Genomic DNA, 22,315 nt, shown 5'->3' on the forward strand with positions numbered 1-22,315 from the left:
TCCCCGTGATTTCTGGTGACGGGTATGACCACCTGTTCAGGGTAGGAAAATGTAAATATTCTGTCTAATATATTAATAATCTCAAATGATACTTTAAAAATATGAATATCGAGCTGCGTCATCTTCGCTACTTTGTCGCCGTCGCCGAGGAGCTGCATTTTGGCCGCGCGGCGGCGCGGCTGAATATTTCTCAGCCGCCCTTAAGCCAGCAGATTCAAATCCTCGAGCAGCAGGTCGGGGCGCGTCTTCTGGCCCGCACCAACCGCAGCGTGAGCCTGACGGCGGCGGGTAAGCAGTTTCTGATCGATAGCCGGCAAATTCTGAGCATGGTCGACGACGCCGCCGCCCGGGCGGAACGGCTCTATCTTGGGGAAGCCGGAGAGCTGCGGATCGGGTTTACCTCGTCCGCGCCGTTTATCAGCGCCGTCTCGCAGACGCTATCGTCATTCCGCCGTCATTTTCCGGACGTGCATATTCAGACGCGCGAAATTAATACCCGCGAGCAGATTGCGCCGCTGAATGAAGGCGCGCTCGATCTGGGGCTGATGCGTAATACCCAGCTGCCGGACACGCTGGCGTGGGAGGTGATCCTGCGCGAGCCGCTGATGGCCATGATCCCGAACGACCACCCGCTGGCGTCGCGTCCGGCGGTTTCGCTGGCAGAGCTGGCAAAAGAGCCGTTTGTCTTTTTTGACCCGCAGGTCGGGACGGGCCTGTATGACGATATTCTGGGGCTGATGCGCCGCTACGATCTTGCCCCGGTCATCACCCAGGAGGTGGGAGAGGCGATGACCATTATCGGCCTGGTCGCCGCCGGGCTTGGGGTGTCGATACTCCCGGCCTCCTTTAAGCGGGTACAGCTGCGCGAAATGCGCTGGGTAGCCATTGCCGAGGAGGATGCCGTGTCCGAGATGTGGCTGGTGTGGTCAAAACATCGCGAACAGAGTCATGCTGCGCAGCGCTTCAAACAGCGGTTAATCCAGGCCTCCGCGGTCTGATATTTCCCGGGAAAAACGGGTAAAAATGTGCGGTAAATCACATGGCTAAGTAAATATTTGACGACACCCATGTAAGTGCTTCACCATAGCCAAAAGTTTATTTCGAAGCTCGAAAATAAGGGAGTACGAGGTGGTTGCTGATAGTCAGCCAGGGCATATTGATCAGATTAAGCAGACCAACGCTGGCGCGGTGTATCGCCTGATTGATCAGCTTGGTCCGGTTTCGCGTATCGATCTGTCGCGCCTGGCACAGCTGGCACCCGCCAGTATCACCAAAATTGTCCGCGAAATGCTGGAAGCGCACCTGGTCCAGGAGACGGAAATTCAGGAGCCGGGCAGCCGTGGTCGTCCGGCGGTTGGCCTGGTGGTCGAGACGGAAGCCTGGCACTACCTCTCGCTGCGCATCAGCCGCGGAGAGATCTTCCTTGCGCTGCGCGACCTCAGCAGCAAGCTGGTGGTGGAAGACCGGCTTGAGCTGCCGCTCAACGCCGAGGAACCGCTTCTCGATGCGATCGTCTCCCATATCGATCGCTTCTTTATTCGCCATCAGCAGCGGCTAGAACGCCTGACGGCGATTGCCATCACCATGCCCGGCATTATTGATACCGAAAATGGTATTGTTCACCGCATGCCGTTTTACGACGATGTTAAAGAGATGCCCCTGGGCGAAGTGCTGGAAAACCATACCGGCGTGCCGGTCTATATTCAGCACGACATCAGCGCCTGGACGATGGCGGAAGCGCTGTTCGGCGCGTCGCGCGGTGCGCGGGACGTCATTCAGGTGGTCATCGACCATAACGTCGGGGCGGGGGTGATCACCGACGGACGGCTCCTCCACGCCGGAAGCAGCAGCCTGGTGGAGATTGGCCACACCCAGGTCGACCCGTACGGCAAGCGCTGCTACTGCGGGAACCATGGCTGTCTGGAGACGATCGCCAGCGTGGAAAGCGTGCTCGAACTGGCGCAGGTGAGGCTTAGCCAGTCCATGAGCTCCTCGCTTCACGGCCAGCCCTTAACGGTGGATTCCCTCTGCGCCGCCGCGCGTCAGGGGGATCTGCTGGCGAAGGACATTATTACCGGAGTGGGAAATAACGTAGGCCGCATTCTGGCGATTATGGTGAACCTCTTCAATCCGCAAAAAATCCTGATTGGCTCACCGCTGAGCCAGGCGGCGGAGATCCTTTTTCCGGCGATTACGGCCTGTATTCAACAGCAGTCGCTTCCCGCCTACAGCAGAAATATTGCGGTAGAAAGTACCCAGTTTTCCAACCAGGGCACGATGGCCGGCGCGGCGCTGGTCAAAGATGCCATGTACAACGGCTCGCTGCTTATCCGCCTGTTGCAGGGTTAACTCTTTTCCGCAGATGTAAGAAAAATTGCGCTATCTCAAGCCGGGTAGCGCACGCATCCCGTAGACTTCCTCCACTGAATTATTTACCTGGTTGATATTTTCGAAGCATACCCAAGAGGTGGAGTGAGTCATGCTTAAGCGTTTCTTTGTTACTGGTACAGATACCTCTGTCGGCAAGACCGTTGTATCCCGCGCATTGCTGCAGGCTCTGGCAGCAAGCGGTAAACGCGTCGCAGGGTACAAACCGGTCGCAAAAGGGAGTAAAGAGACGCCAGAGGGATTGCGAAATAAAGACGCCCTGGTGCTGCAAAGCGTCTCGTCGCTGGAACTGCCTTATCACGCGGTCAATCCTATTGCGTTAAGCGAAGAGGAGAGCAGCGTGGCGCACAGCGGCCCGATCAATTACCCCCTGTTGTCCGACGGCCTGGCGAACCTGAGCGAGCAGGTCGATCACGTGGTGGTCGAAGGGACGGGCGGCTGGCGCAGCCTGATGAATGATTTGCGCCCGTTGTCTGAATGGGTCGTGCAGGAGCAACTGCCGGTAGTGATGGTGGTGGGTATCCAGGAAGGGTGCATCAACCACGCGCTGCTGACGGCGCAGGCGATTGCCAATGACGGCCTGCCGCTGGTTGGCTGGGTGGCAAACCGCATTAATCCGGGCCTCGCGCACTACGCTGAAATCATCGACGTGCTGAGCACCAAGCTGCCTGGCCCGCTGGTGGGCGAGCTGCCTTATCTGCCTCGCGCCGAGCAGCGCGAGCTAGCGCAGTACATCGATCTCTCTGCCCTCGGTGGCGTGTTGACCGTAGATCGAGTCGTGGCGTAACGTTCGCGACAGTACGGACGCCATCACGCAGGCGACCAGTAAACCGGGCAGTAAAAAATACTGCCCGGTCATTTCACAGACCATCAGCGCCGACATAATGGGTGCATGCGTGGTCGCGGCGAGCAGCGTTGCCATCCCGGCCAGCCCCAGCAGCATCGCCGTCTCAGAACCCGGCAGCCACAGCGCGAAAAGCTGCGCGAACAGCATCCCCGTTGCCATACCGACAAACAGCGTAGGCGTAAACACCCCTCCCGGCGCCCCCGAACCGCTGCTTGCCAGCACCGCCAGCAATTTACAGATAAACACCCCGGCAATCACCGAGAGCAGCGGCGGGGCGAGAAGAAAAGCCTGAACCACGCTGTAGCCGTTCCCCCACACCTTCGGCGTCAGAAGAGAAAGCAGCCCGACGATCGAGCCGTCGAGCGCCAGCTGCCACGGCGGCGAAAGCTTAAGGCGCAGAAAAAGCCCGTGGCTGAACGCCATTAGCCACATCAGCAGCGGTCCGCAGAGGCCTGCCAGCAGGCCCATTGCGACCAGCAGAGCATAATCTGTCGCGGTGAGGATGCCGCTCAGATGGACCTCGTAGAGCGTACCGGCACCCGGTGCCAGGAGCTGCGTGGTGAGAAGCGCGACCACCGCCGCAATCACCACGGGGCCGAGCGAGGCCAGCATCAGCGTGCCAAACAGAATCTCAGCGATGAACAGGCTGCCGGCCAGGGGAGCATGGTAGGCGCTGGCCATCCCGGCGGCGGCGCCACAGGCGATCCAGAGCTTCCATTCGAATTTGGGCGTAAAACGACGGGCGAAAAAGGAGGCGGCGAGGGCGGCAAGCAGGATCATGGCTCCTTCGCGACCGATGGCGCTTCCGCTGGCAACGACCAGCAGCGAAGCAAGAGATTTAACGAGGCTCGCGCCGTAGTCAAACTGACCGTCGCCGGTCTCCAGCGCTTCCATATAATCGGTCGGCGCGTGGGGACGCTGGGCGGTCAGGCGCTGCCATCCCCAGAGCAGCAATCCGGCAGCCAGCCCTCCAAGCGCAGGCGTTAGCGCGCGTCGCCAGGGAGAGAGCGACGCGGCGGCATTCACCAGGCTGCCGCTGTCGTTGCTCAGAAGCAGCCACTCCAGCAGGTACATGCTGTGACGGAACACCGCAACGGCCAGCGCGGCCAGCACGCCGGTAATGGTGGCAATCAGCAGTCGGCGAAACATCGCGCGGATGTCGGGGTAAGCGTGAAGACGTTGCATGGGTCGCGATTAAACGGGGACGATACAATATTGTGGCGGGAAATCGCGGGGTTAGCAAAAGGTATGCGTGCGAAAAAGCCGGGCGATGCCCGGCCGGAAAAATTAACTGTCGCTGTGAATATTCAGCGCCCGGCGCGTACGCCCTGAGCTCAGGTATTCGGCAATATAGTCCTGCGAAATTTCGCCGTTGTAGCGCCCGTCCTCGTCCACAATCGGCATCCAGCTGGTGTTGCTTTCATACAGACGGGAAAGCACCACGCGCAGGTTGTCCTCGGCCTTGCCGGTCATGCGGAACGGATGCAGGATGTCGGCGCAGGTACCGCTGGCGTTGCGCGCTTCGCGACGCTTCACAAAGCCCAGCGGCTTGCCGTGCTCGTCAACCACGGTAATCGCGCGAATATCGTTATCGTCCATGGTGGCAAACGCGTCAGGAAGCGGGGTAGAGCCTCGCACCGTAATGGTCGGCTGCTGGTCGGTGACGTCGCCCGCGGAGACCAGCAGCAGGCGCTTCAGCGTGCGGTCCTGACCAACAAACGAGCCGACAAACTCGTTCGCCGGTTTCGCCAGCAGTTCATCCGGGCTGGCGCACTGGACGATTTTTCCCTGACGGAATACCGCAATGCGGTCGCCGAGCTTCAGGGCTTCGTCGATATCGTGGCTCACCAGCATGACGGTTTTTTTCAGCTTGCGCTGCATCTCCAGGAACTGGTTCTGGATCACCTCACGGTTGATCGGGTCCACCGCGCCGAACGGTTCATCCATCAGCAGCACCGGGGGATCCGCCGCCAGGGCGCGAATAACGCCAATACGCTGCTGCTGGCCGCCGGACATCTCGCGCGGATAGCGGTGGAGGAACTTGTGCGGATCCATCGCCACCATATCCATCAGCTCTTCGGCGCGGGCTTTGCACCGCGCTTTATCCCAGCCCAGCATGCGCGGCACGACGGTGATGTTCTCTTCAATGGTCATGTTCGGGAACAGGCCAATCTGCTGGATTACGTAGCCAATGTTGCGGCGCAGGGTCACGGTGTCCATCCCGCTGGTGTCCTCGCCGTTAATCAGGATGTTCCCGCTGCTTGGGGTGATGAGGCGGTTAATCATCTTCAGGGTGGTGGTTTTCCCGCAGCCGGACGGGCCGAGCAGGACGCACATTTCCCCTTCAGGCACGTTCAGGTTGACGTTGTCGACGGCCTTAAAGGTCTGGCCGTGCTTCTGTGAAAATTGTTTGGTGAGGTTTTCCAGTTTTATCATTATCGAATCCCCTTTGGAGTCAGAACCACCTGCAGACGGTGCAGCAGCCAGTCGAGCACAATCGCTAAAAGACAGATCATCAGCGCGCCCGCAATCAGCATACGAATATCGCTTCCGCCGATGCCGTTAAGCAGCAGCAGGCCAAGCCCGCCCGCGCCTATCACGGCGGCGATTGCCATCACGCCGATGTTCATTACCACGGCGGTGCGGATCCCGCCGAAAATCACCGGCAGCGCCATCGGAATTTCCACCCAGCGCAGACGCTGCCAGAACGTCATGCCGATGCCGCGTCCGGCTTCGCGCAGGCCCGGCGGCAGGCTGTCCAGCGCCGTGTGGGTGTTACGCACGATCGGCAGCAGCGAGTAGAGAAACACCGCCGTTATAGCGGGCAGGGCGCCAATCCCCTGACCGATCAGCGAAAACAGCGGGATCATCAGGCCAAACAGGGCAATAGACGGGATGGTCAGCACGATGGTGGCTATCCCCAGCACCGGCGTTGCCAGCCACTTGTGGCGCACAATTAAAATGCCCAGCGGGACGCCGATGATAATCGCTAAGCCCACGGCCAGCGCCACCAGCCACAGATGCTGCAGCGTCAGGGTTAACAGATAGTCCCAGTTGTCCAGAATGTAGTGAACGGTATCCATAGCGCCTCCTACAGCAGCTGCTTGCTACGCAGGAAATCGCGGGCGACCTGCTGCGGTGACTGATGGTCGATATCCACCTTCTTGTTCAGCTCGGTGATAACGTCGTTGTTGAGCTGGGCAGAGAGAGTATTGAGCGCCTCTTCCAGACCGGGGTTTGCCTCCAGGGTGTCCTTGCGCACCACCGGGGTGACCGCATAGCTCGGGAAGAAGCCTTTATCATCTTCCAGCACTTTGAGATCAAAGCCCTTTACGCGCCCGTCGGTGGTGTAAACCAGCCCGGCGTCGACGAAGCCGTCGCGCACGGCGTTATAGACCAGACCCGGGTCCATCTGCCGGATTTGCGGACGGTCCAGATCCATCTTATAGGCCTCCTGCAGCGGCTTCATGCCGTCGCTGCGCCCGGCAAATTCGAGGTCTAAGCCCAGCAGCCAGTTTTTGTCCGGGTTGGTTTTGCGAACCTGCTCAATTTTCGCCACCATCTCTGACATGGTGTTGATATGCTCCGCCTCGGCGCGCTTGCGCTGCATGGCGAAGGCGTAGGTGTTGTTCATGTCGGCGGGTTTGAGCCACACCAGACCGTGCTTGGCGTCGAGGCGCTTCACCGTCTCGTATGATTCCTGCGGCGACATACGCTTGTTGATGTGGTTGAAGATGATCAGCGACGTGCCGGTGTACTCCCAGGTCATATCAATCTGCTTGTTGATCATCGCGTTGCGGGAGATCACCGTGGCGATATTGGTTTTTGGCTGAACCTGGAAACCTTTCTTTTGCAGGTACTGTACGGTCATTGCCGAGAGAATATGCTGCTCGGTAAAGCTCTTGGTCGCCAGAATCAGCGGGGCTGCCAGCGCCTGGCCGGTGAACAGCGCCGCGGCACACAGCGCCGTCAGGCTGGAAAACAGTCTCATAAAAGCTCCTTGTTATTGTTATCGAGCGAGATGGGGGCTCATCACGCGGCCCAGCGCCGCCAGCAGGGTGTCGAGGATCAGGGCGAACAGGGCGGTGGCCGCCGCGCCGAGGATCAGGGTCGGGAAATCGTTCAGATAAATGCCCGGGAAAATCAGCTCGCCGTAGCTGCTGGCGCCAATCAGGAACGCCAGCGGCGCGGTGCCGACGTTAATGGCGGTAGCGATGCGGATCCCCGAGAGCATAACCGGCCAGGCGTTGGGCAGCTCAACCTGGCGCAGGCGCTGCCATTTCGTCATCCCAATGCCGTTTGCCGCTTCCAGCAGCGACGACGGGACCGAGCACAGCCCGGCGTAGGTATTGCGCACAATCGGCAACAGCGAGGCGAGGAACAGGGCGATGATGGCAGGCGTATCGCCGATGCCAATCACCACCATCGCCAGCGCCAGCACGGCCAGCGGCGGCAGGGTGTTGCCAACGTTGAATATTTGCATCACGTATTCGGCGACGCCCCGCGCGGCCGGACGACTCAGCAAAATACCGGCCGGAATGCCCACCAGCAGGGCAAAAAACATCGACGAGAAAACCAGAATCATGTGCTGTTGCCCGAGGTAGACCAGGTCAACCTGGCGCGCCTTGATTGTCTCAAGCCCGATTCCCCAGACGAGGAGGGCGAGGACCACGAGAATGGCGCCGACAAACAGCAGCGAGCGTTTGAGTAATGGGTGCATTGCGGTGTGTCTCCCTGTGCGCATGCGTTATAGCAACCGCCGGTTGCCTGTTGTTATGCCATGTTTCGGCAGGGGTAATTGACCTATAGCAAGCGTTTGGGAAGGGTTCCAGCGAAGGGGTGAAATCAGTAACCCTATGAAACTAGTGGCAACCTTCAGCCAGGCCTGATGGCATAAGGGCTGATTGTCGGGCAGGCAGAATAGTCCTAAACACGAGATTGGAATGTGACGTTGTCACAATTTAGGGGCCGCATCCTGACGGTGCGGCAACGTAGTTATGCTGTTTTATATGTTTTCGAATTCCACTCATGCCAGATGCTTTCAAGCCCTTGTCGGTAAGGGGTAACGGCGAATTCGGGGAAACGCTGCCTGAACTTCGTTGAATCAAAGAGATTGTCAGCGTCATATCTGGGCAACAGTTCCCACATTTCGCGCGCACCCTGCGAAAACAGCGCCGTCGCGGCGAATGCCAGCTTGCCCGGCACGGCGTAGTCCGCTTTCTGGCCGAAGATCTCACAGGCGAGAGTGACAAACTTTTGATACGTCAGCCTTTCGTCGCAGCAGGGTAAATGCCACGTCTGCCCGAAGGCCTCCGGCGTATTGCCCAGCAGGGCGAGCGCGCGGCTGGCATCTGGCGTCCAGATGAGGGTGCGACGCGTATCGTCACGTACCGGAACGCGCGGGCGTTTGTGCTGCTTAAGCCTGTCGATAATGAGCGCGTTCGTGAAGCTCTGCGTTTTCTCAGGCCCGTAAAACTCCGGTGCTCGACCAATGAGAACGGGAATATCGCCCCGCTGCATTTCATCAAGCACCCGGTTGGCCATCAGCGCACGCACGTTGCCTTTCCGTCCCCGGGGCGCAAAGCGCGTCTCTTCGGTTTGCGGCACGTCGTTCTGAGGATACATATAGGTATTGTCAAAATAGACGAATTTTGCGCCCGCGCTTCGCGTGGCTTGCAGGGCGTTTTCCAGCATGGTCGGAAACTGGCGCTCCCAGAGCGCGGAATCTGGCGGCAGACCGGCAGTAAAATAGACCGTGTTGCTGCCGTTGACCGCCTTCTGCGTCTGCTGTGCATCCAGGAGGTTGGCCGCAAAGAGGGTATCGCTGGCGTTGATTTTCTGCGGATGGCGGCTGACCAGCCTGATATCGTCGGTATAGCCGCGTTTTAGCTCGCGGGCCAGTTCAAGGGCTATTTGCCCGCTGGCTCCCAGAATAGTTTGCATTTTAGCTCCGTGAGAGATGGCGATCCGGTTGACCTTATAAAAAGTTTAAGCTTAAAGTTAACTTTAAGGTCAATATGCCAGAGCTAAAGAAATGAAAATTGGCGAGCTGTCGAAAATGACGGGGATCGCCCCGTCGCGAATTCGGTTTTATGAAGCGGAAGGCTTACTGCCACGGCCAGTAAGGCAGGGAAACGGATATCGCGTATATTCTACGAACGCTGCCGCGCTGCTGAAAATCATCGATAACGCTCAGCGCACCGGGTTTACGCTCGAGCAAATACGCCGCTTCCTGCCGCAGCCGCAACAGCGCTGGGATCATGAAGCACTGATCGAATCCCTTAAGACGCGCATTACGCAGATAGAGGCTATGCAAAAGCAGCTCGAGGAAAACAGAAGAGAGCTGCTGGACCTGGTCACGAGTATCGCCAACCGGCCGGAGGGGATCGCCTGTGACGACAACATGCAGCGCCTGCTGGGGCAGCTGCAGGGTGATTGACCGGGTTCACGCCGCTGCGCGCACCCGGCGAACGCGCGTCGAGACGGTAATAATGGAAACCGTCGCAACAATCGTGAGCATCAGCCCCAGTGCCAGCATGGCGTTAAAGCCAACCCATCTGAACAACAGCAGCCCTGCGATCCCCCCGGTCATAAACGAGAAAATGGTGGTTAAGTGGGTTTTCAGCTGACTTTTTTGCGCCGCGGTATCCTTCGAGTAATCCCTGCGGAGCATCGCCACCAGCACGGAAGCCAGCGATATGCCTGCATCCGTCAGCGTACCGGTGATGTGCGTCGATCTCACCCGTCCGCCGGAGAGCTGCGTGGAGGTTGAATTATGAATGCCCATCAGGCCGCACAGAAAAATAATAATCTCGCGGTTGCTCGTGAGGGCGTGGAAATACATCTCGTAGAGAGAGACGCCGGTCAGGAGTACCCCCTCGACAAAAAGAATTTGGCAAAAAACCAGCCTGATATTATGGATAATGCCCAATAGCACAATAAGACGGGCAAGGATTGCGCCGGTGACAAAAGAGAGAATAATCGAGCCAAAGAAAATCATATCGCTCAGATCGGTGGAGGAGACTTCGCTGGATAATTGTGAGGTGTTGCCGGTCATGTGAGAGGGGAAAAAGCCAAATGCCCCAAGGGCGATGGCGTTAAGCAAACCTGCCGAGGTCGCCAGCCAGAGGGCAAGCCGGCGATCCTCCTTATGCGTTCGTTCTTTCTTGAGTCTAATCAGCAAGAATACCTCCGGGTTGAGCTTTGCCTGACTATCAGGCTAGCAAAGCGGTGCAACGGGCTGTCCAGGATATGGCTTAATTATTATTCCCTCTGACAGGCTTCAGGGTTTTGTAATTAAATAAAATATCCTTACTCAAGATGCGGATGTGAATAATTAAAACCCTGCCGTTATTTCCGTGACGCAAAAAAACGCCGGACGCTGGCTTGAGTGTTCAAACCAGTCCTCAAGTGCAGGCTCGCCGGGCTTGTCAAACGGTGTCATCATCGACAGCCCAGGTACGACATCCGCCAGGGTAAACGTCCCGCCCGCCGCAAAGACATAGCGCCAGCGTTAATGAATTCCGTCGCCTGCTTGCTTAATGCGGGGAAAAAATTTAGGCTAACATCAGAGATGTCCTTGCTCATTAAAGGCTTAGAAATGGAAAAAACAATTCCGGAATATACGTCCGTTGACTTATCTCGTTGGGCAAGGAAGGAACATTTTGAGATTTTTCAGGGGTTCGCTCAGTCGACGTTTAACCAGACGGTTTTAATCGATATTACCGCGCTGTTAAAACACATCAAAGCGGTTGGCTGGAAATTTTACCCGACGATTATTTTTCTCATTTCTAAGATCGTCAACAGTCGTCCTGAGTTCCGTATGGCCATGAAAGACAATGAGCTTATTATATGGAACGAAGTCCATCCAAATTATACCATTTTCCATAATGAAATAGAGACATTTTCATCATTATGGAGCCATTACGATGGCAATATTCAGCACTTCCAGAAGACCTACGCTGAAGACATTGCGCGCTACGGTAATAATCTTGCTTATTGGCCTAAGGACGAATCCAGGGAAAATATCTTTTTCATATCTGGCATTCCCTGGGTGAGTTTTACCAGCTTTAACGTCAACGTTGCGCACATGAAGAACTTTTTTGCCCCTATGTTTACGCTTGGAAAATACTACGAACACGATGGCAAAGTATTATTGCCCCTCGCCGTTCAGGTTCATCATTCCGTGTGCGATGGTTTCCATGTGGCAAGGCTGTACAATGAGTTACAAGAGATGATTGATGCCTTGCCGCAATCCGGCGCGTGATTTGCCAGGCGCTGACGTTAATAAAAAAGCCGCAAGCAGCATGCTGCTTGCGGCGTCAGGTTCGGTGACGATGTGGCGATCAGGCAGCTTTTACCGCTCTGATTTTTTTACTGTCAGCCGCATCTGATTCGGTTTTATCATCAGCCGCAGGGGCATCGAGGGCAGGGAGCTTGCTGGTGCGCAAAATATGCTGCACGGTCTCTTTCTGCTCGGCGAGATACAGACCAAGATTTTCAGCCTGCGTTTCATCCATCTGCATTCCGCTTTGCAATAGCCAGTCGGTGAACGCGTCTGCCATATCGAGCAGTTTGTCGTGAGCGTCAGCCTCTTTCTTACTGGCAAATGTCATTTTCTCTTCACCTTTTCTTACGACAACATATTTTATTTCAACAGCCATCACGCACCTCTCATACTGTATTTATATACAGTATAACAGCTTCGGGATGATGTTGCAGTAAAAAGTGAGCTACTGGTGCATCGGCTGCGTTTCACGGCCGCCGATGCTGCGTCGCCATGCGCCAGGTGCCTGACCGAATTGGCGCTTAAAGCTGCGGTTGAAGGACTGCTGAGAGTCAAACCCGAGCGCAATCGCCACGTTCAGGATGGGCTCATCGCTGTGTGCGAGGCGCTCAACCGATTTTTGCAGCTTTTGCGCGCGAATATAGCCGGCGAGGGGATAGCCCGTGTGCTCTTTGAACAGGCGCTGGAGGTGCCATTTCGAATAGCCGGAGCGCCTTGAGACGGTCTCAATGTCCAGGCGACTGTCGAGGTTGTTATCAATCCAGTCGAGTAAATCATGCATAAATGCGCCAGTGTTCATCAGGTTTCCCCCACGCAGCGATAGAAAAGTATCTTTATCTGTTGCATTTTAAGGTGGCCTGGTTTCACGATAATTGCAAGTTTTATTGTTGCATTTAAATCCTTACCCGAAACGGGCCTTTTATCGACGACTCAAATAGCACATAAAGTGCAACAATTATTCTTGCACTTAGTTAGGCGCATTCCTACAATCGCCGCGATAGTGTATTCGAAACTGTTACAGTTTTGTGGCGATGAACGACACAAATGGCCTTAAGCCAGCCCGGACAAAGGAAGTGGCGCGGCGCCTCCCGCTGCGTCTTGCCCGGCGGCTACAATTACCGGAATAAAAATAATGAGCCTGCAAAAAACCTGGGGAAACTATCATCTGAATGCGCTGGGAGCGATGCTGCTCTCCGTGCTGCTCGTCGGATGTGATGACAGCGTAGCGCATAACGCCGCGCCGCCCGCGCCCGCCGTCAATGCTGCTGACGTGGTTGTGAAATCCATTAGCCAGTGGGATAGCTTTAACGGCCGGATTGAAGCTGTGGAAAGCGTGCAGCTTCGCCCCCGCGTCTCTGGCTACATCGACAAAGTGAATTTCACCGACGGCCAGGAAGTGAAAAAGGGCGAGGTGCTGTTCACGATTGATGACCGAACCTATCGCGCCGCGCTGGAGCAGGCGCAGGCGACGCTGGAGAGAGCCAAAACGCAGGCCAGCCTGGCGCGAAGCGAGGCTAACCGTACCGATAAATTAATCAATACCAACCTGGTATCCCGTGAAGAGTGGGAGCAGCGCCGTTCGGCCGCCATTCAGGCGCAGGCCGATATTCGCGCGGCCCAGGCTGCGGTAGACGCCGCGCAGCTGAATCTCGACTTCACCAAAGTGACGGCACCTATTGATGGCCGCGCCAGCCGGGCGTTAATCACCAGCGGCAATCTGGTCTCCGCGGGCGACAGCGCCAGCGTGCTCACCACGCTGGTCTCGCAGAAGACGGTTTACGTCTACTTTGACGTGGATGAGTCAACCTATCTTCACTATCAAAATCTCGCCCGCAACGGGCAGAGGGCGTCCAGCCACCATACGGCGCTACCGGTTGAGATCGGCCTTGCCGGCGAGGAGGGCTACCCCCATCAGGGCAAAGTGGATTTCCTTGATAATCAGCTTACGCCGAGTACCGGTACGATCCGCATGCGCGCGCTGCTGGATAACGCGCAGCGTCAGTTCACGCCGGGACTCTTTGCCCGCGTGCGCCTGCCGGGCAGCGCTGAATTCCAGGCCACGCTTATTGACGACAAAGCGGTGCTGACTGACCAGGATCGCAAGTATGTTTATATCGTGGACAAAGAGGGCAAAGCGCAGCGTCGCGATATTACGCCGGGGCGTCTGGCCGACGGTTTACGCATCGTGCAGCAGGGGCTGAAACCTGGCGATAAGGTCATCGTTGACGGTCTACAGAAAGTGTTCATGCCGGGTATGCCGGTGAATGCGAAAACCGTCGCCATGACTGCCAGCACCGCCCTCAACTGATCACTTGACCAGAGAATCCTTCCCATGGACTTTTCCCGCTTTTTCATCGACAGGCCGATTTTCGCTGCCGTACTGTCGATTCTGATTTTTATCACAGGATTAATCGCCATCCCGCTTCTGCCGGTGAGCGAATATCCTGACGTCGTACCGCCAAGCGTGCAGGTGCGCGCGGAGTATCCGGGCGCCAACCCGAAAGTGATTGCCGAGACCGTGGCGACGCCGCTGGAAGAAGCGATAAACGGCGTTGAGAACATGATGTACATGAAATCCGTCGCCGGCTCGGACGGCGTGCTGGTCACTACCGTCACGTTCCGTCCGGGTACCGATCCCGATCAGGCGCAGGTGCAGGTGCAAAACCGCGTCGCCCAGGCCGAGGCGCGTCTGCCGGAAGACGTGCGGCGCCTGGGCATCACGACGCAGAAGCAGTCGCCAACGCTGACGCTGGTGGTGCATCTGTTCTCGCCCAACGGTAAGTACGATTCACTGTACATGCGCAACTACGCCACGCTGAAGGTGAAGGACGAGCTGGCGCGTCTCCCCGGCGTCGGCCAGATTCAGATTTTCGGCTCCGGTGAATACGCCATGCGCATCTGGCTGGACCCGAACAAGGTCGCGGCCCGCGGGCTGACAGCCTCGGACGTGGTCACGGCAATGCAGGAACAGAACGTGCAGGTGTCCGCCGGGCAGCTTGGCGCCGAGCCGCTGCCGAAAGAGAGCGATTTCCTGATCTCCATTAACGCTCAGGGTCGTCTGCATACCGAGGAAGAGTTTGGCAACATTGTCCTGAAAACGTCGGAGGACGGTTCGGTCGTCCGCCTGCGCGACGTGGCGCGTATCGAGATGGGTTCCGGCAGCTATGCGCTGCGCTCCCAGCTTAACAACAAAGACGCGGTCGGGATTGGTATCTTCCAGTCACCGGGGGCAAACGCCATTGATTTGTCTAATGCGGTGCGCGCCAAAATGGACGAACTGTCCACCCGTTTCCCGGAAGATATGAAGTGGGCGGCACCTTACGATCCGACAGTTTTCGTGCGCGACTCCATCCGTGCGGTGGTGCAAACCCTGCTGGAAGCGGTGGTGCTGGTTGTACTGGTGGTGATCCTGTTCCTGCAAACCTGGCGCGCGTCGATCATTCCGCTGATCGCGGTGCCGGTGTCGGTGGTGGGGACGTTCAGCATTCTCTATTTGCTGGGCTTTTCGCTTAATACCCTCAGCCTGTTCGGGCTGGTGTTGGCCATCGGTATCGTGGTGGACGACGCCATCGTGGTGGTGGAAAACGTCGAGCGAAACATTGAAGAGGGGCTTGCGCCGCTTGCGGCCGCGCATCAGGCGATGCGTGAAGTCTCCGGGCCCATTATCGCGATTGCGCTGGTGCTGTGCGCGGTGTTCGTGCCGATGGCATTCCTCTCTGGCGTTACCGGTCAGTTCTACAAGCAGTTTGCGGTGACGATAGCGATTTCCACGGTGATCTCCGCCATCAACTCGCTGACGCTCTCTCCGGCGCTGGCTGCGCTGCTGTTAAAACCGCACGGCGCGCCGAAAGACTTCCCGACCCGGCTTATCGATCGCCTGTTCGGCTGGATTTTCCGTCCGTTTAACCGCTTTTTCCATCGTAGCTCGAACGGCTATCAGGGGCTGGTAGGCAAAACGCTGGGCCGACGCGGCGCGGTGTTTGTGGTGTATCTGCTGCTGCTGTGTGCCGCGGGCGTCATGTTTAAAGCGGTACCCGGCGGGTTTATTCCGACGCAGGATAAGCTCTACCTGATTGGCGGCGTGAAGATGCCGGAAGGCTCGTCGCTGGCGCGCACCGACGCGGTGATCCGCAAAATGAGCGAAATCGGCATGAATACCGAAGGCGTGGACTACGCGGTGGCTTTCCCGGGGCTGAACGCGCTGCAGTTCACCAACACGCCGAATACCGGGACGGTCTTCTTCGGCCTGAAGCCGTTTGACCAGCGCAAGCACTCTGCGGCGGAAATTAACGCGGAGATTAACGCCAAAATCGCGCAAATCCAGCAGGGCTTTGGTTTCTCCATTCTGCCGCCGCCGATTCTGGGGCTGGGTCAGGGGTCAGGCTACTCGCTGTATATTCAGGATCGCGCGGGTCTGGGCTATGGCGCGCTGCAAAACGCGGTGAACACCATGTCCGGTGCGATTATGCAGACGCCTGGGATGCACTTCCCGATCTCCACCTATCAGGCTAACGTTCCGCAGCTGGACGTGCAGGTTGACCGCGATAAGGCGAAAGCGCAGGGCGTGTCGCTGACCGATCTGTTCGGTACGCTGCAAACCTATCTGGGCTCGTCGTACGTGAACGACTTCAACCAGTTCGGACGCACCTGGCGCGTGATGGCGCAGGCAGACGGGCAGTTCCGCGACAGCGTGGAAGATATTGCGAATTTACGCACCCGGAATAGCCAGGGCGAAATGGTGCCGATTGGCAGTATGGTGAAAATCACGACCACCTACGGGCCGGATCCGGTGATCCGCTACAATGGCTACCCGGCAGCGGATCTGATTGGCGATGCCGACCCGCGCGTGCTCTCGTCCGCGCAGGCGATGACGCAGCTGGACGCGATGTCTAAGCAGATCCTGCCGAACGGAATGAATATTGAATGGACGGATCTGAGCTTCCAGCAGGCCACGCAGGGCAATACGGCGCTGATCGTCTTCCCGGTCGCGGTACTGCTGGCGTTCCTGGTGCTGGCGGCGCTGTATGAAAGCTGGACGCTGCCGCTGGCGGTGATCCTCATTGTTCCGATGACTATGCTTTCCGCGCTGTTTGGCGTCTGGCTGACCGGTGGCGATAACAACGTCTTCGTGCAGGTGGGGCTGGTGGTGCTGATGGGGCTGGCCTGTAAAAACGCGATTCTTATCGTGGAGTTTGCCCGCGAGCTGGAAATTCAGGGCAAAGGCATCATGGAAGCGGCGCTGGAAGCGTGCCGCCTGCGTTTACGTCCGATTGTGATGACGTCCATCGCCTTTATCGCCGGGACCATTCCGCTGATCCTCGGCCACGGCGCGGGCGCAGAAGTGCGCGGCGTCACCGGGATTACGGTCTTCTCCGGGATGCTGGGCGTAACGCTGTTTGGTCTGTTCCTGACGCCGGTGTTCTACGTGACGCTGCGTAAGTTCGTGACGCGCGGCAAAGTGGAAAGGGAGGTTCTGCCCGCGTAGGGATACCGCAGATAACAAAAAACCGCCTTTATCGTAAAGGCGGTTTTTTTTCGCGAAAATTACTGGGCTTTTTTGTACTGGGCAATGAGTTCAGGTAAAGGATCGCACCCGCTGGTATCGGCTTTTTTGACCTCGTCCAGCGCGCTTGCCACGGTGTGGCGCGCCAGTACCGCGAGCGAAGCCTGCTCTGCTTCTTCGGAAATCGATTTGAAGTACCAGCAGGCATTCGCGCTGACCACGCAGCGGGCCGGCACGTCCGGGCGCGACGCCCAGAGTTTTTTATCTTCGGTGACTGAAAGGTAGATATCGCGCAGGGTAATCTTTTCCGGCGGACGTCCAAGATGAATTGAGCCGTTGCGGCCAAGCGTTGAGACGATAATGCCGTCACGCGTGAGTGGAACCATCAATTTGCGGATAAAGCTCGGGTTGGCTTCCAGGCCGTAGGCCAGAATCGCACTTGTCGAACGTTCACCTAGTTGCTCCGCCATCGCTACGCTGAGAACCATCTGCAAAGCTGTCGGGAAGCGGTAATCTAACATTTCTCTTTCCTGGGTTGCGGTGAATCTTGTTCTTTTTGGCACCGCAGAGGTGAATAAGCAATAAACAACAATATAACAAATACGGTAATTTTTTTGAAGCAATCTGCGGCATTTGCGATCGAACACCCTGTTCTGGTTTAGCTAAACGTGCGGTCCGGGAAGTCAACCGTCACCAGGAGGCCACCTTCTGCGGAAGTACTCAGGTTTACGCTGCTGTTATGCTGCTGTGCAACCGCTTTGACAATGGCAAGCCCCAGCCCGCTCCCGCTTTGCATCTGATTGGGATCGCGGAAAAACCGGTCGAACACGCGCTCGCGCAATTCAACCGGAATGCCCGGCCCCTCATCGGAGACGCGCAGCTGGGCTGATTTATCTGCTGAGCGTACCTCTACCTGAATCCGCCCGCCATCAGGGCTGTACTTCACGGCGTTTTCAATCAGATTGTCGATCAGCGACATCAGACGCTCCCTGACGCCAGCAATCCAGATCTCATCCTCAGCGAAGAATTCCAGCTCAATCCTGCGCCCGGACGCTAGCGGCTCCAGCGCAGCCATCCGCTCTTGTATGAGCGACGTCAGCGGCACGGGCTCCATCGCGGTGTCAATGCGCGCTTCACTGTGCATCAGCAGCAGCAGCTGGTTGACGAGACGCGCCGCCCGGCCGTTGCTGCGCACAATCCCTGCAAGCAGCTGCCGCTGGCTCTCGCTGCTTGCCCAGGACTGCAGCGCCTCCACGTTAATGCGCATCGCAGCCAGCGGCGTACGCAGCTCGTGCGCGGCGTCCGCAATGAAAACCCGTTCTCGTTCAGCGCTTTCCCGCACTCTGGCGAGAAAATCGTTTATCGCGTCCACCATTTTGCGAAGCTCCCTGTGCCTCGGGCCGGCTTTTAAGGGAGAGAGATCGTCTGGCCTGCGTAATGAAATTTCATTCACCACCTTGCTCCAGGGACGCATCGCAATGCGGATCGACAGCCACGCGGGAAACAGAAGAAAAGGAATACAGACCAGCAGCGGCATAATGTAGTAGCCGCGTGAGTTCAGATAGATAAAGAAGTTCCAGCTGCCGGCCGGTGTGAAAAGGGTAACGTCCACGTCGGAACGAGGGGATTTGAGGGTACGGCTGGTCCAGGTACGACCGTCACTCTGAACACGCTGCATTTCACCCAGCCTGGTGTTCATTACTCCCGTTGGTGCGCCAGCGGATGAAAAAATGATTGCGTTATTCTTGCGAACGATGAGGTTGATTGATAATGCAGGATCTTCGCCGCCGCCATAGCCTTCCCGCAACGCCTTACTGAACGCTTCCAGCACCTCGTTACGATCCTGCGGGCGTTCGTCAAGACGATCGACCAGGGAAAAAACAGTGTCGTACGTCTTACTGCCCGTCAGTATCGGAGGGCTACGCAGGTCCTCCAGCAGTATGAAGGTCAAAAAAAGACACCACAGCAGGGTAAGCAGCACCATCTGGGCGATGATAATTCGCCGCACCAGCGTGGGACGCTTCAGGAGATACCAGACGTTTCGCATTAACCCGTCACCTTCTGAACAGAGACGGTATCAATGACGTACCCGACGCCCCGCACCGTTCGCACATAGCCTTCGCCTATTTTCCGCCGCAAATTTCCCATATGCACGTCGAGCGCATTACTGAGATTTTCCTTGTTGCCGAATATCCTTTCTTCCAGGAACCGCCGCGTGATCACCCGGTCAGCGCGCAGCATCAACGTTTCAAGCAGCGCATATTCACTGGCCGTCAGCTCAACGTGACGCGCGCTCACCGTCACGCGGCGCGTCGGGACATGGAGCGATAAGCCCCGGATCTCTATCGCCTCATTTTCAAAACCGTAGCTGCGTCGCGCAAGGGCCCTGACTCGCGCCAGCAGTTCGGCGAGAACGAAGGGTTTGACAAGATAGTCGTCTGCACCGGCATCCAGGCCGCACAGGCGATCCTGCAGAGTGCCTCGCGCCGTCAGGATAATGACGGGGATCCCCTTAAGCTGCTGGCGCAAACGCGTCATCAGGCTCATGCCGTCGCCGTCGGGCAGCCCCAGGTCGAGCAAAATCAGTTCCGGCACGCAGACGTCAAGCTGATGCAGCGCATCCTCTTTACGGCGAACCCATATGACGTCAAATCCCTGATCTGAAAGGGCAATACGCACGCCGTTGCCAAGATCCAGGTCGTCTTCGATTAGTAAAATTTTCACATTGGTAACTGTAACAACCGTGGATGAAGAACAACTTAAGAAAAAAACGGTAGCAGGAAATCCGTCCGGTTTACAGCACCGGCTGGCGCTTCAGCGTTTCTTCATTTTCGGCTCATAAGAACCTTAGGGTCGGTATTCAAAATGGGCGTCCTGGCGTTTCACCGCCTGCATCGCAACCATTTGAATCCATAAGGGCTTCTTTAATGAGAAACATCGAACTGCGTCATACGTTCCCCCATTCACTTTCGGGCTACAGACTGAAAAGCATTGTGCCGGGCGTTGTTCTGGCGTTACTGGCCACCCCGGTAATGGCAGCAGAACAGAAGGGCAATGTCTTAACTCTGGGGGGAGGCGTGGACGTCGCGCCGCGCTACTCGGGTTCGGATAAAAGCCGCGTTAGCGCGGCTCAGGTGGTGGATTACTCAATGGCGAATGGCTTCTTTATCAGCACCACGCGGGGTATCGGTTACGGGAATAATATCGGTAATCTCGATTACAGCGCTGCCCTGAGCTATCGCACGGGCCGGAAAGATAAAGACGTCAGCAGCGATTCGATCGGCTCCGGCAGCGACGAGCTGCGAGGAATGGGCGAGATAAAAGGCTCTGCAATCGTTGTGCCCGGGCTGGGATATAAAGTGACCGACTGGCTTAATCTCCAGCTGCAGGCTGAGGTTCCTGTTTCTGAGAGAGACAACGGTGAGGCGGTGCATTTCGGCATTTCCAGCCCGCTTTATACATCACCAAAAAATGCGGTGACGCTGGCGCTGACCGGCAGCTGGGGTTCCGGCAAGTATATGCAGACCTACTATGGCGTCAGTGACGCCCAGTCGAGCGCGTCGGGGTTTGCCCGACATAACGCCGGAGCGGGAATTTACGCGTATTCGATGAGCCTTGACTGGAGCCATAAGCTCACGTCGCGCTGGAGCGTGCTTGCTTCCGCGGGCGCTACGCAGCTGACGGGGGATGCGGGTGATAGCCCGATAGTGAAACGTAAAACGTCACCCACGGGGAGCTTGAAGGTGACGTACAGTTTTTAGCGTGTAGGTTCTGCTAAACGCCCCCGAACAGCCATCCGGGGGCGACCGCGTTGGCTTATTTAACCGTTTCGATCTTCGGTGGCTGCCAGGTGCCGTCCAGAATAGGCTGTTCGCCCCAGTAGGCGCGGATGTAGAGTGACAAATTACCGTCCGGAGCCGGGAGCCAGTTATTGACCTTATCGTCAGAAGGGCGGGTTTTGCTGACATAGAGCGTCAGCGAACCATCCTCGTTGTACTTCAGGTTTTTATTTTTCGTCCCCAGTGAATAACGGTTCAGCTCATTGGGGCTAAACAGATGTTTACTGTTGTAAAGCGTGAGTGACCAGAAACCTTTTACAGGAGGAAGCTCGCCTTTGGCGAAGGTTACCGTGTAGTCATGCTTACCAGATAGCTGTTCACCTGCGGCATCATTGTCGGTGTAGAAATACTGGGTTTCGTCCGGTTTGTTATCGAACATATTCGATTTGGAGGTGCCGGTTCGGTTGTAGTAGTCCACCCCGAACTCGGCGTTGTTTTTCGAGCGGTTCCAGCCGTTGCCGGCAGGCACCCCGTTATTCTTCCATTTAAAGAAGTCTGCAATCACCGTTTTATCGGTCTCGATGGCTGCTTCATCCATCCATTTGCGTACTTCAGGGTTTTTCTTCCCGGCCTCTACAAGATGGCGGTACTGCGCGTACATGGCCTCTTCGCCAGGCAGCGGCGGCACTTTTTCCAGCACGTTTGCGAACTGGTCAAAGAATTTTTCTGGCACCACCCAACGCGTCTCGCCCGCGCTGGCATCCGGTTTATCACCAATGGCGGGAATTTTTGAGTACTCAAAGGATTTCATTTTCCCGTCAAACTGGCTTAACGGGTAGGTCATGATTTCTTTGATGGGAGGCTGAATGGCTTTGCGCTCTTCCGGGGTGTCATCCATCTGCACGCGTGGAATGACGTTAGCCATTTCAGTGGAGGAACGAATAACTCCTTCAATACCCTTCGGTGTTTCTCCTTTCCAGTTCGGCCCGACTAATAAATAAAATCCGGGCTTCGTGCCGTAAGGCTTACCGACGTTACCAATCTGGTTCGTGCGGGCGTCATAAATAGCGTAGACCCAGAAACGCTCGCCAAAATCAGGTACCTGAATAACGATCGGTTCTTTATCTAACTCGAAGAAGCCAAGCCCGTATACAACGTCCTGGTTTGGGCAGGTAACGAAGGTTTCTTCCGGCTTGATATAGTCCGTCAGCATGCTGAGCTGACCCATAGGTGCGACGGGGACCATCCCGCCATTAAGCGCGGGATAGGGCGCTTTGGTGATGGTTTCCCGGCGGTTGAACTGGTTCACCATGGGCCAGCCCCAGATGTAGGCCTGCTGCGCAATGGCCTTTACATAGCTTTCTGGCATCGTCACATCCGCAGACGGCTGGTTTAACCGATCAAACTGGGTGGGATGCGGAATGGTTAGCGGCGCAGTTTGCGCATGAACGCCCGCGCTGAGCGCCAGCGCGGTGAAAAGGGCAAGGTAGCGTTTTTTCATGTTTTCTCTC

21 protein-coding genes are annotated in these 22,315 nt (G+C 56.8%); 8 read left to right on the plus strand and 13 right to left on the minus strand.

The features are described 5' to 3' along the window. The first annotated feature begins 101 nt into the window (after window positions 1-101). The 3 genes from USG84_RS04490 to bioD all read left to right on the plus strand — a co-directional run bounded on the left by USG84_RS04490 (window position 102) and on the right by bioD (window position 3,175). Entirely contained in the window at window positions 102-998 is an 897-nt protein-coding gene (locus tag USG84_RS04490) for a LysR family transcriptional regulator (protein ID WP_028012978.1), read from the plus strand. Between the two features lie 130 nt (window positions 999-1,128). Beyond that, a complete protein-coding gene (gene mlc / locus USG84_RS04495) occupies window positions 1,129-2,349 on the plus strand; it encodes a sugar metabolism global transcriptional regulator Mlc (RefSeq protein WP_041910244.1) in 1,221 nt (406 codons plus the stop codon). A 130-nt stretch (window positions 2,350-2,479) separates the two neighbouring features. Continuing rightward, window positions 2,480-3,175 carry a dethiobiotin synthase gene (bioD, locus tag USG84_RS04500; protein WP_061098364.1) on the plus strand — a complete coding sequence of 232 codons (696 nt, stop codon included), beginning with the start codon at window positions 2,480-2,482 and terminating at the stop codon, window positions 3,173-3,175. Here the strand turns inward: bioD and clcB are convergent. From clcB to USG84_RS04530, 6 genes are all read right to left on the minus strand, one after another. Then, window positions 3,110-4,420 carry a voltage-gated ClC-type chloride channel ClcB gene (clcB, locus tag USG84_RS04505; protein WP_320738175.1) on the minus strand — a complete coding sequence of 437 codons (1,311 nt, stop codon included), beginning with the start codon at window positions 4,418-4,420 and terminating at the stop codon, window positions 3,110-3,112. The two genes, bioD and clcB, sit on opposite strands and share 66 nt — an antisense overlap. Before the next feature lie 102 nt (window positions 4,421-4,522). After that, window positions 4,523-5,671 (minus strand): osmoprotectant ABC transporter ATP-binding protein OsmV, encoded by a 1,149-nt coding sequence (gene osmV / locus USG84_RS04510; RefSeq protein ID WP_061098363.1) that lies wholly within the window; start codon window positions 5,669-5,671, stop codon window positions 4,523-4,525. Further along, on the minus strand, window positions 5,671-6,318 hold the full coding sequence (gene osmW / locus USG84_RS04515) for an osmoprotectant ABC transporter permease OsmW (protein WP_028012983.1): 648 nt from the start codon (window positions 6,316-6,318) through the stop codon (window positions 5,671-5,673). Before osmW ends, osmV begins: the two co-directional genes overlap by 1 nt. A gap of 8 nt (window positions 6,319-6,326) precedes the next feature. Then, on the minus strand, window positions 6,327-7,226 hold the full coding sequence (gene osmX, locus USG84_RS04520; RefSeq protein WP_151413851.1) for an osmoprotectant ABC transporter substrate-binding protein OsmX: 900 nt from the start codon (window positions 7,224-7,226) through the stop codon (window positions 6,327-6,329). Window positions 7,227-7,244: 18 nt separating this feature from the next. Continuing rightward, window positions 7,245-7,955 carry an osmoprotectant ABC transporter permease OsmY gene (gene osmY / locus USG84_RS04525; protein ID WP_045261451.1) on the minus strand — a complete coding sequence of 237 codons (711 nt, stop codon included), beginning with the start codon at window positions 7,953-7,955 and terminating at the stop codon, window positions 7,245-7,247. Window positions 7,956-8,230: 275 nt separating this feature from the next. Further along, window positions 8,231-9,178, minus strand: a complete 948-nt coding sequence (locus tag USG84_RS04530) for an NAD-dependent epimerase/dehydratase family protein (protein ID WP_061098361.1) — start codon at window positions 9,176-9,178, stop codon at window positions 8,231-8,233. Between the two features lie 91 nt (window positions 9,179-9,269). On the opposite strand from USG84_RS04530, the gene USG84_RS04535 reads away from it, so the two are divergent. Further along, a complete protein-coding gene (locus USG84_RS04535) occupies window positions 9,270-9,674 on the plus strand; it encodes a MerR family transcriptional regulator (RefSeq protein WP_061098360.1) in 405 nt (134 codons plus the stop codon). 6 nt (window positions 9,675-9,680) lie between these two features. On the opposite strand, the gene USG84_RS04540 is transcribed toward USG84_RS04535, so the two are convergent. Continuing rightward, window positions 9,681-10,418, minus strand: coding sequence for a YoaK family protein (locus USG84_RS04540; RefSeq protein WP_151413850.1), 738 nt, complete (start codon window positions 10,416-10,418; stop codon window positions 9,681-9,683). Between the two features lie 417 nt (window positions 10,419-10,835). On the opposite strand from USG84_RS04540, the gene catA reads away from it, so the two are divergent. Beyond that, window positions 10,836-11,501, plus strand: a complete 666-nt coding sequence (gene catA / locus USG84_RS04550) for a type A chloramphenicol O-acetyltransferase (protein WP_253541792.1) — start codon at window positions 10,836-10,838, stop codon at window positions 11,499-11,501. A 79-nt stretch (window positions 11,502-11,580) separates the two neighbouring features. On the opposite strand, the gene USG84_RS04555 is transcribed toward catA, so the two are convergent. Both USG84_RS04555 and USG84_RS04560 read right to left on the minus strand, forming a co-directional pair. Continuing rightward, the gene (locus USG84_RS04555; RefSeq protein WP_061098355.1) at window positions 11,581-11,898 is read right to left on the minus strand and encodes a YebG family protein; all 318 of its coding nucleotides are present in this window, start codon (window positions 11,896-11,898) and stop codon (window positions 11,581-11,583) included. Window positions 11,899-11,967: 69 nt separating this feature from the next. Next, window positions 11,968-12,321 carry a helix-turn-helix domain-containing protein gene (locus USG84_RS04560; protein ID WP_028012990.1) on the minus strand — a complete coding sequence of 118 codons (354 nt, stop codon included), beginning with the start codon at window positions 12,319-12,321 and terminating at the stop codon, window positions 11,968-11,970. A 333-nt stretch (window positions 12,322-12,654) separates the two neighbouring features. On the opposite strand from USG84_RS04560, the gene USG84_RS04565 reads away from it, so the two are divergent. Further along, window positions 12,655-13,830: an efflux RND transporter periplasmic adaptor subunit gene (locus USG84_RS04565; protein WP_151413849.1), complete on the plus strand. Its 1,176-nt coding sequence runs from the start codon at window positions 12,655-12,657 to the stop codon at window positions 13,828-13,830. Window positions 13,831-13,854: 24 nt separating this feature from the next. Next, on the plus strand, window positions 13,855-17,007 hold the full coding sequence (oqxB, locus tag USG84_RS04570) for a multidrug efflux RND transporter permease subunit OqxB (protein WP_028012992.1): 3,153 nt from the start codon (window positions 13,855-13,857) through the stop codon (window positions 17,005-17,007). A gap of 59 nt (window positions 17,008-17,066) precedes the next feature. On the opposite strand, the gene USG84_RS04575 is transcribed toward oqxB, so the two are convergent. From USG84_RS04575 to USG84_RS04585, 3 genes are all read right to left on the minus strand, one after another. Continuing rightward, window positions 17,067-17,546 carry an RrF2 family transcriptional regulator gene (locus tag USG84_RS04575; RefSeq protein WP_061098353.1) on the minus strand — a complete coding sequence of 160 codons (480 nt, stop codon included), beginning with the start codon at window positions 17,544-17,546 and terminating at the stop codon, window positions 17,067-17,069. Window positions 17,547-17,683: 137 nt separating this feature from the next. Further along, window positions 17,684-19,072, minus strand: coding sequence for a sensor histidine kinase (locus tag USG84_RS04580; protein ID WP_151413848.1), 1,389 nt, complete (start codon window positions 19,070-19,072; stop codon window positions 17,684-17,686). Beyond that, the gene (locus tag USG84_RS04585; protein WP_061098351.1) at window positions 19,072-19,749 is read right to left on the minus strand and encodes a response regulator; all 678 of its coding nucleotides are present in this window, start codon (window positions 19,747-19,749) and stop codon (window positions 19,072-19,074) included. Before USG84_RS04585 ends, USG84_RS04580 begins: the two co-directional genes overlap by 1 nt. Window positions 19,750-19,952: 203 nt before the next feature. On the opposite strand from USG84_RS04585, the gene USG84_RS04590 reads away from it, so the two are divergent. Next, on the plus strand, window positions 19,953-20,786 hold the full coding sequence (locus USG84_RS04590; protein ID WP_253541796.1) for a MipA/OmpV family protein: 834 nt from the start codon (window positions 19,953-19,955) through the stop codon (window positions 20,784-20,786). 55 nt (window positions 20,787-20,841) lie between these two features. On the opposite strand, the gene USG84_RS04595 is transcribed toward USG84_RS04590, so the two are convergent. Then, window positions 20,842-22,305, minus strand: coding sequence for a DUF1254 domain-containing protein (locus USG84_RS04595; RefSeq protein WP_151413847.1), 1,464 nt, complete (start codon window positions 22,303-22,305; stop codon window positions 20,842-20,844). Between the last annotated feature and the right edge of the window lie 10 nt (window positions 22,306-22,315).

This window comes from Enterobacter sp. 168J2 (assembly GCF_034107265.1).
In the GTDB taxonomy this organism is placed as follows: domain Bacteria; phylum Pseudomonadota; class Gammaproteobacteria; order Enterobacterales; family Enterobacteriaceae; genus Enterobacter; species Enterobacter nematophilus.